Raw genomic sequence first — 16,066 nt, forward strand, 5'->3', positions numbered from 1 at the left:
GCTCAGCCCTTTCGCAGCGTGTTGGACGAGCCGCTGTCGTGCACCGTCGGGGTGGCGCCCGACCAGAAGATCGAGCTCGCGCTGCCGGTGACCGTGACGACGCCGAGGTTCTCGGCGTACACGATGGTCCCGCTGCCCTCGAGTGTGAGCTCGTCGACGTCGTCGGCGATCACGACGCCCGCGTCGATCTCGATCACGAGCTCGGGGCATGCGCCCTCGACCCGAACGATCGCGCCGTCGGCGGTCAGCGGACCGTCAGGGCACGGCATCGTGGTGGTGGCCGTGGCGATGAGCCGATCGCGTTCCTCCTGCCCGTCGGTGCTCAGCCCGGAGGTCGCGGGCGTCTCGGCCTCCGGCGTCTCCTTCTCGGCATCCGGAGCCTGCGACGTCTGCTCCTGCGTGGGGGCCTTCTGCGAGGGTTCGGACGGATCGACGATCCCCACTGTGCATCCGGTCAACCCCGCCGCGAGAAGGGCGAGGGGGAGGAGGGGCATCAGACGCGGTGCTCGCATGGTTCTATCCTCTCGTCTTTTCAGAACGTCGCCGGGATGAAGATCTCCACCCGACGGTTGAGCTGCCGACCGGCGGGGTTGTCTGCTCCGTCCACTTCATTGGGAGCGACGGGGCGGGACTCGCCGAAGCCCTCCGCAGTGAGCGAGGCCGTCACGCCACGCTTCTCCAGCCCCGCGACGACGGACTGAGCTCGGTCCTCGGAGAGCTTCTGGTTGGCGTCGTCCGAGCCGATCGCATCCGTGTGGCCCGAGACCTGTGCCTGGGCGACGGACAGTGAGCCGAACACCTCGGCGACGGCATCCAGGGTGGCGGCCGCGTCCGGGCGGATGTCGCTCCGATCGAAGTCGAACAGGACGCCATCGTCGAACGTGAGCGTCGTGCCGCAGGATTCGATCGGGGCGAGTGCGCCCAGGGGAGGGAAGGAGCCGAGCTTCGGCACGGGAGGGAGCTTGTCGGCGTCGACCGTCTCGCCGTCGACGAGCGCGGTGCCGTCTCCGAAGTTCTGAATGCTGATCCTGCCGTCGGAGTAGTTGCCTGAGCCGTCTCCGAAGTTCTGGATCGTGACGGTCCCGTCGGAGAAGTTGCCGGAGCCGTCTCCGAAGTTCTGGATCGTCACGGCGCCGTCGGAGTAGTTGCCCGACCCGTCTCCGAAGATCTGCACCGTCTTCGTCGCGTCGGAGTAATTGCCTGAGCCGTCGCCGAAGTTCTGGATCGTGACGGTGCCGTCCGAGTAGTTGCCCGAGCCGTCTCCGAAGTTCTGGATCGTGACGCCGTTGATCGTGGAGTTGCCGGACCCGTCGCCGAAGTTCTGCACGGTTCCGTCAGCGCCGGTGAACGTGCCGGAGCCGTCGCCGTAGAGGAACGACGTGCCGTTGCCGGACACCACGCCGCCCGACGCATCGCAGTGCGCCGGGGTGGCCGTGACGCCGGGGATGTCGGAGAGCGCGTCGTTCACCTCGATCGTGAAGGCGGATGCCGAGGTGTCGAGCAGCGCCAGATCGGGGAGCACGAACAGCGGCACGGCCGGGAACTGTCCCACGTCGTACCCCGGCACCACGGAGGTGCGGGGAGCGGAGGCCGATGGAGTGGACGACGCGGGCGGCTTCTTCCCGCCGGAGGCCGGCTCGGCTGCGCAGCCGGTGACGAGGAGGGTCGCGGCCAGGCCGAGAACGAGGCCGCGGCGACGGATGGTGCTGGTCGAGGAGGTCATGCTTCGACAGTAGCCAGTGGGTGTGGCGGGACTGTCGCCATCGTGTCGCAGGTCTGCGACATTCCGATACTCAGCGCTTCAGGCGGGACTCCAGCGTCGCCGCGGTGTCGCGCACGGCATCCGCCAGAGCGCTCTCGTCGAGGTCGCCGTCCGCCCAGGTGACGGCCACGGCGGCGATCGGCCATCCGGCGTGATCGCGCACCGCGACGCCCACGCTGCGCAGCCCGTCGGCGACCTCGCTGTCTTCCGTGGCGTATCCGCGGGCGCGCACCTCGCGCAGGAGCTCGCGGAGCTCACCCGGCCTGCGGGGGCCGAGGCCGGTGCGGTCGGGGAACGAGGAGGCACTCGGGTAGAGCGCGCGCACCTGCTCACGGGGGAGGGAGGCGAGCATGGCGCGCCCCGACGCCGTCAGGTGCGCGGGGAGCCGCACGCCGACGTCGGTGATCAGCGCGGGCCGTCGCGGAGCGCGCTCCTCGACGATGTAGAGCACGTCTCCGCCGCTCATCACGGCGAGGTGCGTGCTCTCGCCGAGGCGATCGGAGAGGGAGGCCACGAGCGGACGCCCGAGACGGGCGAGGGGCTGCTGCCGTGCGTAGCCGCCGGCGAGCTCGAACGCCGAGGTGCCGAGACCCCAGCGCCGCTCCTCGCGGAGATGGAGGACGAAGCCGTGCGCGGCGAGCGTCGTCAGCAGGTGGTACACGGTCGACCGGGGGAGTGCGAGCTCCCTGGCGATGGCGGATGCCGCGACCGGCGCCGGTCGTCCGGCGAGGTAGCGCAGGATGCGGAGCGTGTTCTCCGCCGCCGGCACCTGGGCGGAGGCGGCATCCGATATGTCTGGTATCACAGACAAAGGATGGCATGAACCGGTGCCGCGCGCGACCGCGACGGTGTGGAATCGACGTATGAGTGATCAGTCCCCCGTTCTCGTCGGCGTCGAGCCCCTGCGCCACGCCGACGTCGTCGCCGTCGCCCGACACGGCGCCCCCGTCGTCATCGCCCCCGAGGCTCTCGCCCGCGTCGCCGAGACCCGCACCGTGATCGACGGCCTCGCCGCGGACCCGAACCCGCACTACGGGGTCTCCACCGGCTTCGGCGCGCTCGCGACGACGTTCATCGCCCCCGAGCGCCGCCTGCAGCTGCAGGCCAGCCTGATCCGCTCGCACGCCGCCGGCACCGGCGCGGAGATCGAGCGCGAGGTCACGCGCGGCCTTCAGCTGCTGCGCCTGCAGACGCTCGCCTCGGGGCGCACCGGCGTGCGACCGGTCGTCGTCGAGACCTACGCGGCACTCCTCAACGCGGGGATCACCCCGATCGTGCGCGAGTACGGCTCGCTCGGCTGCTCCGGCGACCTCGCTCCGCTCGCGCACATCGCGCTCGCCACCATGGGCGAGGGAGACGTCCGCGACGCCGCAGGCACGCTGCTCCCGGCATCCGAGGCGCTCGCCGCTGCGGGGATCGAGCCGCTCACCCTCGTCGAGAAGGAGGGCCTCGCCCTCATCAACGGCACCGACGGCATGCTCGGCACCCTGGTGCTCGCACTGCATGACCTGGAGGAGCTCCTGATCACCGCCGACATCGCGGCCGCGATGTCGATCGAGTCGCAGCTCGGCACCGACGCCGTGTTCGCCGCCGACCTCATGGCGCTGCGTCCGCAGGTCGGTCAGGGAACCTCCGCCGCGAACCTGCGCGCGTTCCTCGGCGACTCCCCGATGGTGCACAGCCACAAGGGCCCGGAGGACGGCCGTGTGCAGGACGCCTACTCGCTGCGCTGCACGCCGCAGGTGCACGGCACCGCGCGCGACACCGCAGGTTACGCGGCGACCATCGCCGACCGCGAGCTCGCCAGCGTCATCGACAACCCCGTGATCACGCTCGACGGACGCATCGAGTCGAACGGCAACTTCCACGGCGCCCCGGTCGCGGCGGTCCTCGACTTCCTCGCCATCTCGGTCGCCGATGTGGCCTCCGTCTCCGAGCGCCGCACCGACCGCGCCCTCGACCCCGCGCGCAACCACGGCCTCCCGCCGTTCCTCGCCGACGAGGTCGGCGTCGACTCCGGTCTCATGATCGCGCAGTACGCGGCGGCCGGCATCGTGTCCGAGCTCAAGCGCCTCGCCGTCCCGGCATCCGTCGACTCCATCCCGTCGTCGGCCATGCAGGAGGACCACGTGTCGATGGGCTGGGCAGCCGGACGCAAGCTGCGCCGTGCGATCGACGGCCTCGGTCGCGTCCTCGCCATCGAGATCCTCACCGGCGCGCGCGCCCTCGACCTGCGCGCGCCCCTCCAGGCCGGAGCGGCCACCGCCGCCGTCCGCGACCTCGTCCGCACGGTCGCCGCCGGACCCGGCCCCGACCGCTTCCTCTCTCCCGAGATGGAGGCCGTGACCGCCCTCGTGCAGTCCGGCGCCATCGCACGCATCGCAAAGGAGCACGCGAAATGAGCACCACCCACACGAACATCCGGGCGCCGCGCGGCAACGAGCGCACCGCCAAGAGCTGGGGCGCCGAGGCCGCCAAGCGGATGCTGATGAACAACCTCGACCCCGAGGTCGCCGAGCACCCCGAGGACCTCGTGGTCTACGGCGGCACCGGCAAGGCCGCTCGCAACTGGGAGGCGTACGACGCGATCGTCCGCACGCTCGACGAGCTCGAGCCCGATGAGACCCTGCTGGTGCAGTCGGGCAAGCCGGTCGGCGTGTTCCGCACGCACGAGTGGGCTCCTCGCGTTCTCATCGCGAACTCCAACCTCGTCGGCGACTGGGCGAACTGGCCCGAGTTCCGCCGTCTCGAGCAGCTCGGTCTCATGATGTACGGGCAGATGACGGCCGGGTCGTGGATCTACATCGGTTCGCAGGGCATCCTGCAGGGCACCTACGAGACCTTCGCCGCCGTCGCTCGGTCGCTCGGACGGGAATCGCTCAAGGGCACCCTGTCGCTCACCGGCGGCGCCGGCGGGATGGGCGGCGCGCAGCCGCTCGCCGTCACGATGAACGACGGCGCCGTGCTCATCGTCGACGTCGACGAGACCCGTCTGGCCCGTCGCGTCGACCACGGCTACCTCGACGTCTACTACACCGATCTCGATGAGGCCACCGCTCGGGCGGTGGCCGCCAAGGAGGCCGGCGAGGCGCTGTCCGTGGGCATCGTCGGCAACGCCGCCGAGGTCTTCCCCGAGCTGTTCCGCCGCGGCGTCCCGATCGACATCGTCACCGACCAGACCAGCGCACACGACCCGCTCGCCTACCTGCCGATCGGCATCTCGGTCGAGGACTGGAAGGCCGAGGCCGAGCGCGACCCCGAGGAGTTCACGCGTCGCTCCCGTCTCGCCATGGCGGCGCACGTCGAGGCCATGGTGGCTTTCAAAGATGCGGGGGCCGCGGTGTTCGACTACGGCAACTCGATCCGCGCGGAGGCCCAGCTGGGTGGCTTCGACAGGGCGTTCGAGTTCCCCGGCTTCGTGCCGGCGTACATCCGCCCGCAGTTCGAGGAGGGCCGCGGCCCGTTCCGCTGGGCTGCGCTCTCCGGCGACCCCGAGGACATCCGCAAGACCGACCGTGCGATCGCCGAGCTGTTCCCCGAGGATGCCGCTCTGCACCGCTGGCTGGAGAAGGCCGGCGAGAAGGTCCACTTCGAGGGTCTTCCCGCCCGCATCTGCTGGCTGGGCTACAAGGAGCGCCACCTCGCCGGACTCAGGTTCAACGAGATGGTCGCGTCGGGCGAGCTGTCGGCTCCGATCGTGATCGGCCGCGACCACCTCGATTCGGGCTCCGTCGCCTCCCCGTACCGCGAGACCGAGGCCATGAAGGACGGCTCCGACGCGATCGCCGACTGGCCCCTGTTGAACGCGCTGCTGAACACGGCATCGGGCGCCTCCTGGGTGTCGCTGCACCACGGCGGGGGCGTCGGCATCGGCCGCTCCATCCACGCCGGTCAGGTCACCGTGGCCGACGGCTCAGCGCTCGCCGCCGACAAGCTCGAGCGCGTGCTGACGAACGACCCCGGCACCGGCGTCATGCGCCACGTCGACGCCGGCTACGAGCACGCCCGCGAGGTCGCCCGTGAGCGCGGCCTCAAGGTCCCGATGCTCTGACTGTGACAACCTCATGAGAGGTCAGAGGACGTCGCCCCGGACCCCGGCAGGCGACGCTCTCTGACCTCTCACGGAAGGGAGACCCCGGATGACCGTGCTGATCACGAACATCGGCGAGCTGACGACCAACGTCCGCTCGGCCGACGGCGACCCGACCGGAACCCTGCACGACGCCGCCGTCCTCATCGACGACGGGCGGATCGTCTGGGTCGGCGCTGCGGCCGATGCCCCTCAGGCCGACGAGACGGATGACGCCGGCGGCGCCGCGGTCATCCCCGGATTCGTCGACAGCCACAGCCACCTCGTGTTCGGCGGCGATCGCGCCGTCGAGTTCGAGGCGCGGATGGCCGGGCAGAAGTACGCGGCGGGAGGCATCCGCTCCACGGTGGCCGCGACCAGGGCCGCGACGGACGATGAGCTGCGTGCGCGTCTGCGCGGCTTCATCGAGGAGCTGCGCGCTCAGGGAACGACGACCGTCGAGATCAAGAGCGGCTACGGCCTGAGCGTCGTCGACGAGGAGCGGCTCGTTCGCCTCGCCGCGGAGGTGACGCCGGAGGTCACGTTCCTCGGCGCGCACGTGGTGCCCGCCGAGTACGCGGACCGCGGCGACGAGTACGTCGACCTCGTCACGGGGCCCATGCTCGACGCCTGCGCTCCCCACGCGAAGTGGATCGACGTGTTCTGCGAGACCGGTGCGTTCTCGGTGGAGCAGTCCCGCCGGGTCCTCGAAGCGGGCATCGCCCGCGGACTCGCGCCGCGCGTGCATGCGAGCCAGCTCGGCCCCGGCGACGGTGTGCGCCTCGCCGTCGAGCTGGGCGCGGCATCCATCGACCACGGCACCTACCTGACGGATGCCGACGTCGAGGCGCTCGCAGGGTCCGACACGGTGCTGACGCTGCTGCCCGGCGTGGAGTTCTCCACGCGCCAGCCCTATCCCGACGCCCGGCGTCTCATCGACGCGGGCGTGACGGTGGCGCTCGCGTGCGACACCAACCCCGGGTCGAGCTTCACGAGCTCCATGCCGTTCTGCATCGCCGTCGCCGTCCGCGACATGGGGATGACGCCGGCCGAGGCGGTCTGGGCTGCCACCGCCGGAGGCGCGGCGGCGCTGCGCCGCGACGACGTCGGCGTCATCGCCCCCGGGTATCGTGCGGATCTCGTGCTGCTGAAGGCCCCCACGCGCATCCACCTGGCGTACCGTCCCGGCGTGCCGCTCGTGGACCAGGTGTGGAAGGACGGGGTCGTCGTCGCCTGAGTGGACGACCCCGTCCGCTCAGGCGAGCGCGCGAGCGCAGACCACTGCCGCGGCGGCCGACCAGGCCTGCGGGCGGCACGCAGCCGGGTAGGGGACAGGGCGCCCGCCGGGCACCCTCTCGTCGCCGGCGTGCAGCTCGGGGACCCGGTAGTCGAATCCCTCGGCGACGTCGATCAGCTGCGCCGCGACCGCACGCGCCTCGTCGGCGAGACCGGCGCGCAGCATGCCGTGGACGGCGATGGCCGTGTCGTGGGTCCACACGCTTCCGCCGTGATAGCTCAGCGGCCAGTAGCCGGCGGCTCCTGTCGAGAGGGTCCGGATGCCGAAGCCGCTGGACATCGACCGGCCCGTGAGCAGAGCCGCGCAGGCGCGCTCCTCCTCGGGGTCGAGGATGCCGGTGCCGATCAGGTGGCCGATGTTGCTCGTCAGGGAATCGACCGCGGCCCCGTGCGCATCGAGCGCGATGGCGGGATAGTGCCCCTCCTCGGTGCGCACCCAGTACGCGGCGCGGAAGCGGGCCCGCAGATCGGCCGCCCACTCGCGCAGCGCGGTGCCGCCCGTCTCTCCCAGCTGATCGAGCAGCCCGGCCCCGCGCATCGCCGCCTCGTAGGCGTACGCCTGCACCTCGCTGAGGGCGATCGGACCGTCGGCGAGCCGGCCGTCGCGCCACTGGATCGAGTCGCCCGAGTCCTTCCAGCCCTGGTTGGCGAGGCCGTGCCCTGACTCGTCGGCGTAATCGATGAAGCCGCTGCCCGAGGCGTCCCCGTGCACGATCATCCAGTCCAGCGCCGCACGCAGGGCGGGAAGCAGCTCGCGCAGCTCGTCGTCGGGCATCCCCGCGTCCCGCGCGTCGGCGAGGAGGCACACCCACAGCGGCGTCGCGTCCACCGTGCCGAAGTAGAGGGGCGGCAGGTGCACGCCCTCGTTCGGCAGGGAGAGGATGCCGCTGCGGAGCTCATGCGGGATCTTTCCAGGGGCCTCCGCCGAGTCGGCATCCGTCGTCGTCCCCTGCAGGCGGGCGAGCACCCGCAGCGTCGAGGCCGCCATCTCCGGCGCGGCGGCGAGAGCCAGTCGCGCCGCCCAGATCGAGTCGCGGCCGAACAGGGTGAAGAACCACGGGGCGCCCGCGGCGTAGAACGCATCGTCGGGGTGGTCGGGCAGAGCCAGCCGCAGCGCGTCGAGATCGGCGGTCGCCCTGTCCAGCCAGCGGGAAGCTCGGGGGTCGACCGGGGAGGGGAACCGGTGGGGTTCCGCGGGGTTTGCCGCGGAGACGACGAGCGTCGGATCGTCCATGGTCACCGACCAGGAGAGATCGAGCGAGCCGTGCGGCGGGATCACCGCACCCCAGGTCAACGTGATGCCGTGCTCGTCGGCGGTCACGGTCGCTCCGGCGGCGGCGAGCGTGAAGGACGCCTCGTCGGCACGGCAGACCGCGCCGTCCCACGACCAGGACGCCTCGGCGGAGAGCCCGGCCTTCACCTCCTGCATGGGCGCGAAGTCGGGGACGATGCGCACCGTGAGGTCGACGGGCACACCGTCATCGAGGTGAGCGGAGACGCGGAGACGCTCCGAGAACGCGCCGGCCGTCACGGTGCGCTCGCGGTCGAGCCGCACCTTCGGGTCGGCCGAGTCGTCGTCGATGCCGCGCAGCACGTCGACGAGGAGCACCCGGCGGGGGGTGGGGGAGGCGCAGCCGATCGATTCCAGCTCGGTGCCGCGCACGGCGACGTCGATCGCTCTGATGTGCCGCACGTCGCCGTGATAGACCCCGTGGATGGGTGCGGTTCCCATGCGCCCCTCGGCATCCGACCACACCTGGGTCGGCGCCTCGAGGGCGATCACTGCGTCGTGCAGCAGCGGTTGCAGCGGCGGGGTGGGGGTCATTCCTTGACGGCTCCTTCTGTGGTGTTCATGATGCGGCGCTGGAAGATGAAGAACATCACGGCGACGGGGATCGTCATGAGGAGCGCCGCCGCGAGCTTGATCGGGTACTGCGTGCCCTGGCTGAGCTGGCCGCTCGCGAGCGAGGCGACGCCCTTCGTCAGCGTGGTCAGAGCGGGATCGTTGGTGGACACGATGAAATGGCTCAGCTCGTTCCACGAGCCCTGGAACGACAGGATCACGATCGTCACGAGCGCCGGGGTCGCCATCGGCAGGACGACCGACCAGAACAGCCGGAACGTGCCGGCTCCGTCGATGCGCGCCTGCTCCTCGACGGAGACCGGGATCGACTCGAAGAAGTTCTTCATGATGAAGACCCCGGCGGCGTCGACGAGCAGCGGCAGGATCATCCCCGCATAGGAGTTGAAGATCCCGAGCTGGTTGATCACGAGGAACTTGGGGATCAGGAGCACGACCGCCGGCACCGACATGACGGCGACCAGAGCCGCGAAGACGACGCCCCGCCCTCGGAAGTGCAGACGTGCGAGCGCGTACCCCGCGAGCGAGTTGAAGAAGACCCGGCCCGCCGTCACGAAGATCGTCACGATCGCGCTGTTGACGAACCACGACGGGAAGTCGGAGTTCGCGAACAGGCGTTCATAGGCCGCGAAGGTCCACACCTGGGGGATGAGCGAGATGCCGCTGGATGCCGCGTCCTCGTCGGTCTTGAAGCTCGTCGCGACCTGGACCAGGAAGGGGTAGATGTAGATGAGCGCGAGCCCGATGAGCACGGCGTACAGCACGATCTGCCAGGTCAGCTGCTTGCGGGAGAGCCTCATGATGCACCGCCCTTCTCCGTGACCTGGTACGCGCGGATGCGGCGCGGGGACACGGGGCGGTCGCGCAGCACCCAGCGCTGCACGAGAGTGAAGACGACGATGATCACGAAGAGGATGAAGGCGATCGCGGCGCCCTGGCCCCACTCCTGGTTGTTGAACGCCGACTGGTAGGAGAGGTAGGCGGGCGTCAGGGTGGTCTTGCTCGGCGCGCCGCGGGTTCCGGCGTAGATCTGGTCGAAGACCTGCCAGCATCCGATGAGGCCGAGGGTCAGGACCGTGAACAGGGTCGGCCGGAGCTGGGGGAGGGTGATCCGCCAGAAGCGCTGCCAGCCGTTCGCGCCGTCCATCATCGCTGCCTCCTCGACGTCGCCGCCGAGGTTCTGGAGCCCGGCGAGGAAGAGCAGCATGAACGTCCCGGACGTCGTGAAGACCGCCATCAGGATGTAGGCGCTCATCGCGATGGACGGGCCGGAAAGCCAGTCCCACCAGGAGACCCCCAGCATCCCGCCCTGGGCGAGCGCAGCGGGTCCGCTGTCACCGAGGAGGAGATGCAGGATGCCGCGCGGATCGTTGAACCAGTTCGGCCCGTTGAGGCCGAACCAGGACAGCACGTCGTTGACCGCTCCGCTCGCCGAGAACAGGAACATCCACAGCACGGTGATCGCGACGGAGCTGGTGACGGAGGGGAAGTAGTAGGCGGTGCGGAAGAAGCCGCGGCCGCGCAGCATCGCCCTGTTGACGAGGACCGCGAGGAACAGCGCGAGCGCCGTCTGCAGCGGCACCACCAGCACGACGTACCAGGCGTTGTTGCGCAGCGCGGTGCCGAAGTCCTTGGTGGCGAGTCCGCCGTCGGTGAGGACCGCGGCGTAGTTGTCGGCGCCGACGAACGACACCGAGCCGGCGAGGGGGCTTCCGCGGCCCGCCCAGTCGGAGACGCTCACCCACAGCGCCATGAGCACCGGGACGAGGAGGAAGACGCCGAGGATGGCGATCACCGGCGCGGTGAACAGCCACCCGGCTGCGGCCTCGCCGCGGCGGAGCCCGGAGGATCCGCCGCGACGAGGCGTGGCCAGAGCGGTCATGGTTACTTGACGACCGCTTCGAGGTTGGACTGGACGGAGTCGAGGATCGTCGCGGGGTCGGCGGTCTTCAGCGACTCGAGCTGCGCGTTGAAGTCGGAGACGACGTCGGCCGCCCCGTCCTGGTTCGGCGGGAACTGCGCGTAGTCGGCGCCCGCGAGGAAGGGGGCGAGGGCGGCGTTGTCGGCCGTCCAGGCGTCGGCTGCCGACTTGATCGAGGGCATGGGGCCGAACGCCTTCGAGAAGGCCAGCTGGCTGTCGGCGCTCGTGAGGTACTCCACGAGGTCGAGGGCAGCCTTCTGGTTGGGGCTGTCGGCCGCCATGCCCCAGCAGTTGGTGAACTGCAGGGTGCCCTGGCCGCTGGGGCCGGCGGGGAGCTCCGCGACGGTGTAGTCGACGGACGAGTAGTCGTTGGTCATCGCCCCGGTGATCCAGTTGCCTTCGATCACCATCGCGGCGGAGCCCTTGCCGAGAGCCTCCCCGCCCCATCCGGCGCCGACGTCCTTGGCGAAGGCGAAGGTGCCGTCCGCGAGGTGCGACTTCACGTAGGTCAGAGCGTCGACGTTCGCCTGGTCGCTCGCGATGGCCTTGCCGTCCTTCACGAGGCCGCCGCCCGCCTGCGCCATGAAGGTGCCGACGCGCTGGTACTCGGCGCCGAACGCGAGGCCCACGTGCTCGGGCGTCGTGAGCTTCTGCGCGACGGACGCCAGATCGTCCCAGGTCTTCGGCAGATCGGCGTCGGAGAGGCCGGCATCCGCCCACATCTTCGTGTTGATGACGAGCGCGAGGGTGGAGAAGTCCTTCGGCGCGCAGTAGAAGTCGCCGTCGACGGTGAAGTTCTCGACGAGCGAGGGGTAGAAGTCGTCCTTGTTCTTCAGGTCGTCTCCGTAGGCCTTCAGAGAGCCGTTCGATGCGTAGCCGGCGATCTGGTCGGTGGAGAGGTAGAAGAGGTCGGCGGGCTTGCCCGCGGCGAACCCCTGGGAGAGCTCCTGGTTGAGGTCGCTGGCCACCTGGAGGGAGGTCTTCGTGCCGGACTTCGCGGTCCAGTCGTCCAGCGCCTTCTGCACGGCGGCGGTCTCGGCATCGCCCGAGGAGCCGATGAGGACGGTGAGCGCGTCGTCGGAGGAGGTGAGGCCGCCGGCATCCGGCTTCGCGTCTCCTCCGGAGAAGCCGGATCCGCAGCCGGTGAGCACCAGGGTGCTGCTGATCAGCACCGCTCCGGTGCCGAGGACTGCGCGTGTGATGTGCCGTGTCATGGTCTCTCTCCTTTGATGAGTCACTGCGGGCGACGGCCGCGTGCGGCTCGTGCGAGTTCGGGAAGGGTAGGAATTTGAACGATCAAATCCTGTGTGGAATAGGCTAGGGGCGAGGGCGCGGAAGTGTCAACCCCGCACCTGTGACCCAGGCCGTGAACGAGGAGGTGCGATGGCGAAGGCGCCCACTGTCGAAGACGTCGCCGAGCACGCCGGAGTCTCCCGCCAGACGGTCTCGAACGTGCTCAACACTCCAGACATCGTGCGTCCGGCCACGAGGGAGCGCGTGCTCGCCGCCATCGACGCCCTCGGCTACCGACGCCATGCCGCCGCGCGACAGCTCCGACTGCGGCGCAGCTCGACCATCGGCATCCGCCTCGACCCCTACGTCGGCGGCATCTCCGGAGTCGTGCTCGACAGGTTCGTGCACGCCATCACCGAGCACGCGAGTGAGCGGGGCATGCGCATGCTCGTCTACGCCGCTCGCACTCCGGAGGAGGAGATCGCCCGCCTCGCGGAGCTGTGGGAGGGGTCGGAGATCGACGCGGCGATCATCACCGGCACCATGCGCGACGACCCCCGCGTGGGCCGGCTCGACGATTCGGGACTGCCGTTCATCTCGTTCGGACGGCCGTGGGGAGAAGACGACATCGCCGACCCGCGGCACCTGTGGGTCGACGTCGACGGCGCGGCCGGCACCCGCGCGGCGACGGAGCACGCGCTGACCTTCGGCAGCCGTGTCGCGTTCCTCGGCTGGCCATCCGGCTCCGGCACGGGCGACGACCGCGAGCGCGGGTGGATCGAGGCGATGCGCGCGGCCGGCGCGAAGGGTGCACGGGTCGTCGCCGACGACTCGGTGCCGCAGGTGAGGGCGAGCGTCGCGCGCGCCCTCGACGAGGGACTGGATGCCGACGCCGTCGTCTGCGCGAGCGATTCGCTCGCCGTCGGCGCTCTTCTCGCGCTCTCCGACGCGCGGCGGTCGGTTCCCGTCATCGGCTTCGACAACACCCCGACCGCGGAGGCGCTGGGGTTCTCCAGCGTCGAGCAGCGCCCGGAGGACGTGGCCGCGGCCATCCTGGAGCTCATGATGGGTCCGACGGGCGACGTCGTCGCCCCGCGCCGTGTCCAGTCAGGCTCGGCGCACGCCCTGATCACCCCTGAGCTCGTGGTGCGCTGACCGCCTCGAGCACGTGCGCGAGGCGCTCCTGCGGATCGCCGGAGACGACCAGGAGAGCAGGCAGGGCTCCGTCGCGTTCGAGGTCGTCGACGATCTCCAGGAGCGCATCGTCCATCGCGTCCCTCAGCTCGGGGTCCTCATCGTCGGGGACGAGGATCGGATGCCGCCTGTCGAGGGGGAGCACGACGACGAGGTCGATCTCGCGCAGGGAGGCGACTGCGATCTCCGTGGCTCTGGCGAGAAGAGACCCGTCGCTGCGCCCCAGGGACTCCAGGGCGGTGAGGTAGGCGACGAAGTCCAGCGGCCCCCGCTCGGAGACGACGGAGGGCTCGTGCGCGGTCTCGCGCAGCCGTGCGGCGGTGACCGCCAGCTGTGCGGCGAAGCTGCGCTCTCCGGTGGGGGCGTCGTCGTCGATGTCGTCGAAGGGGTCCCCGAGCACGAGGTACTCGGGCAGCGCGGTGCGGAGGTCGGCGATCAGGGTGCTCTTGCCGCTCGCGTGGGTTCCGGAGACGACGATCCTCACCGTCGGGAGTGCAGTCCTGCGAGCAGCTCCAGCACGCAGAGCGCGGCGAGGCGGACGGTGCGGGCGTCGTCGGCGTCCGCCGTCGCGTCGACCTCCGCCAGGTCGGCGCTGACGACCCGGGGGTCCGCGGCCACGGCGCGCGTCAGCGCACGGAGCTCCCAGGCGGCGAGCCCGCCGGGGATGCTCGCAGGGCACCCCGGCGCCACCGAGCGGTCGCACACGTCCACGTCGATGTCCAGGTGCACGCGGGGCGCGGCCCCGGCCCCGGCGATCTCCAGCGCCTCCGCGACGACGTCGTCGATGCCGCGGCGGCGCAGCTCGTCGAGCGTGATCACCCGGATGCCCCAGTCGGCCGCCCGCTTCGCGTACGCCGCGGAGTTCGCGAAGTCGGCGATGCCGATCTGCACGATGCGCGCGGGGTCGATGCGCGAGGTCTCCACCGTGGCCGCAGCGGGAGCGTCTTCGACGAGTCTGCGCACGGGCGTGCCGTTGGAGACGCCGTCGCGCAGGTCGAAGTGCGCGTCGAAGGTGATGAGGCCGGTGGCCTCGGCGCCGAGGGCCACGGGGTAGGTGAGGGAGTTGTCGCCGCCGAGAGCGATCACGAGCTCGGCGGATGCCGCGAGCTCCCGCACGCGGGAGATCACATCGGACTCTCCCTCGTCGCCGTCCGGCTCGTGGACGTCGCCGGCGTCGGCGATGCGCAGAGCCTCGTTCAGATCGACGATCGGCGGCCCCATCAGCGTGGCGCCGTAGCGGGGCAGTGCCTCGCGGATCGCGGCCGGGGTCGCGTGGGCGCCGGTCGGGGAGAGCGAGGTGCGCCACACCGGCACGCCGAGCAGCACGGCATCCGCCGTGGAGTCGAGGGCCGGCCAGCCTCCTGCGCGCGGCCAGCGGGGATCGTGCGACAGTGCCATGGTTCAGACTCCGGGGATCAGGGCGTGGGCGATGGTGAAGATGGCGAGTCCGGCGAGAGCGCCGACGACGGTGCCGTTCAGACGGATGTACTGCAGGTCGCGTCCGACCATGAGCTCGATCTTCTCCGTGGTCTCGGCCGGGTCCCAGCGTTCGACGGTGTCGGTGATGATCGAGGCGATGTCGTGACGGTAGCGGTCGACGAGGAAGACCGCGGCATCCGATACCCAGGTGTCGACGCGGTGCTGCAGCGCGGCATCCGTCGTGAGGCGCTCGCCGACCTCCTGGAGCGCCTGCACGAGCCGTCGCCGCAGTCCGCTCTCGGGGTCGGCGAGGGCGGAGAGGAGCCCGTTCTTCGCCGTGTTCCACGCCTCGGCGGCGAGGGCGCCGACCCGAGGACTGTCGAACAGGGAGGCCTTCGCGTTCTCGAGCTTGGAGCGGGTCGCCGGGTCGTGCTGCAGGTTGTCGGCGAGGCGGGTGAGGTAGCCGTCGATCGCGAGCCGGGCGGGATGCCGGGGGTCGGCCTTCACCGCGTTCACGAACCGCACGGCCTCGTTGTAGGCGGTCTCGTCGACGAACCGATGCGCCAGGCGAGGCACCCACGAGGGCAGGCGGCGGGAGATGAGTCCGTTGAAGGCGACGGCGTTGGCGTTCAGCCAGGTGGCGATGCTGTCGACGGCGAGGTCGACGGCGCCGTGGTGGGCGTCGGCCGCGACGATCTTCTCCAGCCACACTCCGGCCGGTGTGCCCCACTCAGGGGCGACGAGGTGCTCGCGGGCGAGGTCGGTGATGAGGTCGCGCACGTCGTCGTCGCTGAGGGCGTTGAGCACCGCGGTGGCGACCGTCGCTCCCTCCGTGCCGACGCGTTCGGCGTGCGCGGGCTCGCGCAGCCACTCGCCGGCCCGCAGCGCGATCGGGGTGCTGGAGAGCTTCGTGCGCACGACGTCCGCCGCGAGGAAGTTCGTCTCCACGAACTCTCCGAGCGTGCGGCCGATCTCGTCCTTGCGGCTCGGGATGATCGCCGTGTGCGGGATCGGGATGCCGAGCGGATGCCGGAACAGCGCCGTCACGGCGAACCAGTCGGCCAGGGCGCCGACCATGCCGCCCTCTGCCGCGGCCCGCACATAGGAGAGCCAGCCGACGCGCTCCTGAAGGGCGAAGGCGATGACGAAGGCGAGCGCCATGAAGATCAGCGCGCCGAGCGCGACGGCCTTCATGCGGCGGAGCGCGCGCAGTCGGCCCTGGTCGGCGGGAGAGAGCTGCGTCATCGGTGTTCGCGGCATGGAGTCATCCTTTCACGCGATCACCGGGCGGGGCGTGGTCGGGGGGATGAA

General features: G+C 70.8%; 14 protein-coding genes. 4 read left to right on the forward strand and 10 right to left on the reverse strand.

Annotation, left to right across the window (positions count from 1 at the left end):
* Positions 1-2: 2 nt before the first annotated feature.
* The 3 genes from MRBLWH10_RS03030 to MRBLWH10_RS03040 all read right to left on the reverse strand — a co-directional run bounded on the left by MRBLWH10_RS03030 (position 3) and on the right by MRBLWH10_RS03040 (position 2,573).
* On the reverse strand, positions 3-512 hold the full coding sequence (locus MRBLWH10_RS03030; protein ID WP_341941580.1) for a hypothetical protein: 510 nt from the start codon (positions 510-512) through the stop codon (positions 3-5).
* Between the two features lie 20 nt (positions 513-532).
* On the reverse strand, positions 533-1,723 hold the full coding sequence (locus MRBLWH10_RS03035) for an OmpA family protein (protein ID WP_341941581.1): 1,191 nt from the start codon (positions 1,721-1,723) through the stop codon (positions 533-535).
* A gap of 70 nt (positions 1,724-1,793) precedes the next feature.
* A complete protein-coding gene (locus MRBLWH10_RS03040; RefSeq protein WP_223586084.1) occupies positions 1,794-2,573 on the reverse strand; it encodes an IclR family transcriptional regulator in 780 nt (259 codons plus the stop codon).
* 52 nt (positions 2,574-2,625) lie between these two features.
* On the opposite strand from MRBLWH10_RS03040, the gene hutH reads away from it, so the two are divergent.
* The 3 genes from hutH to hutI all read left to right on the forward strand — a co-directional run bounded on the left by hutH (position 2,626) and on the right by hutI (position 7,068).
* Positions 2,626-4,164, forward strand: coding sequence for a histidine ammonia-lyase (gene hutH, locus MRBLWH10_RS03045; protein WP_341941582.1), 1,539 nt, complete (start codon positions 2,626-2,628; stop codon positions 4,162-4,164).
* A complete protein-coding gene (gene hutU / locus MRBLWH10_RS03050) occupies positions 4,161-5,813 on the forward strand; it encodes a urocanate hydratase (RefSeq protein WP_341941583.1) in 1,653 nt (550 codons plus the stop codon). The genes hutH and hutU overlap by 4 nt, the downstream gene beginning before the upstream one ends.
* Before the next feature lie 88 nt (positions 5,814-5,901).
* The gene (hutI, locus tag MRBLWH10_RS03055) at positions 5,902-7,068 is read left to right on the forward strand and encodes an imidazolonepropionase (protein WP_105672363.1); all 1,167 of its coding nucleotides are present in this window, start codon (positions 5,902-5,904) and stop codon (positions 7,066-7,068) included.
* Positions 7,069-7,086: 18 nt separating this feature from the next.
* Here hutI and MRBLWH10_RS03060 read toward each other — a convergent pair whose 3' ends face one another.
* From MRBLWH10_RS03060 to MRBLWH10_RS03075, 4 genes are read right to left on the reverse strand one after another with little or no spacing between them, the layout of a single operon-like run.
* On the reverse strand, positions 7,087-8,952 hold the full coding sequence (locus MRBLWH10_RS03060) for a glycogen debranching N-terminal domain-containing protein (protein WP_341941584.1): 1,866 nt from the start codon (positions 8,950-8,952) through the stop codon (positions 7,087-7,089).
* Positions 8,949-9,788, reverse strand: coding sequence for a carbohydrate ABC transporter permease (locus MRBLWH10_RS03065; protein WP_258132419.1), 840 nt, complete (start codon positions 9,786-9,788; stop codon positions 8,949-8,951). The genes MRBLWH10_RS03060 and MRBLWH10_RS03065 overlap by 4 nt, the downstream gene beginning before the upstream one ends.
* Positions 9,785-10,870 carry a sugar ABC transporter permease gene (locus MRBLWH10_RS03070; RefSeq protein ID WP_341941585.1) on the reverse strand — a complete coding sequence of 362 codons (1,086 nt, stop codon included), beginning with the start codon at positions 10,868-10,870 and terminating at the stop codon, positions 9,785-9,787. The genes MRBLWH10_RS03065 and MRBLWH10_RS03070 overlap by 4 nt, the downstream gene beginning before the upstream one ends.
* 2 nt (positions 10,871-10,872) lie before the next feature.
* Entirely contained in the window at positions 10,873-12,123 is a 1,251-nt protein-coding gene (locus MRBLWH10_RS03075; protein ID WP_341941586.1) for an extracellular solute-binding protein, read from the reverse strand.
* A 169-nt stretch (positions 12,124-12,292) separates the two neighbouring features.
* Between MRBLWH10_RS03075 and MRBLWH10_RS03080 the strand changes: the two genes are divergently transcribed.
* Positions 12,293-13,297: a LacI family DNA-binding transcriptional regulator gene (locus MRBLWH10_RS03080; RefSeq protein WP_341941587.1), complete on the forward strand. Its 1,005-nt coding sequence runs from the start codon at positions 12,293-12,295 to the stop codon at positions 13,295-13,297.
* On the opposite strand, the gene MRBLWH10_RS03085 is transcribed toward MRBLWH10_RS03080, so the two are convergent.
* Genes MRBLWH10_RS03085 through MRBLWH10_RS03095 form a run of 3 tightly spaced genes read right to left on the reverse strand, consistent with a single transcriptional unit; the run spans position 13,272 to position 16,015 of the window.
* Positions 13,272-13,820, reverse strand: a complete 549-nt coding sequence (locus MRBLWH10_RS03085) for an AAA family ATPase (RefSeq protein ID WP_341941588.1) — start codon at positions 13,818-13,820, stop codon at positions 13,272-13,274. The genes MRBLWH10_RS03080 and MRBLWH10_RS03085 overlap by 26 nt on opposite strands.
* A complete protein-coding gene (locus tag MRBLWH10_RS03090; protein WP_341941589.1) occupies positions 13,817-14,734 on the reverse strand; it encodes an arginase family protein in 918 nt (305 codons plus the stop codon). Before MRBLWH10_RS03090 ends, MRBLWH10_RS03085 begins: the two co-directional genes overlap by 4 nt.
* A gap of 3 nt (positions 14,735-14,737) precedes the next feature.
* The gene (locus MRBLWH10_RS03095; protein ID WP_341941590.1) at positions 14,738-16,015 is read right to left on the reverse strand and encodes a DUF445 family protein; all 1,278 of its coding nucleotides are present in this window, start codon (positions 16,013-16,015) and stop codon (positions 14,738-14,740) included.
* Positions 16,016-16,066: the final 51 nt, after the last annotated feature.

The organism is Microbacterium sp. LWH10-1.2, from assembly GCF_038397765.1.
Classification (GTDB): Bacteria; Actinomycetota; Actinomycetes; order Actinomycetales; family Microbacteriaceae; genus Microbacterium; species Microbacterium natoriense.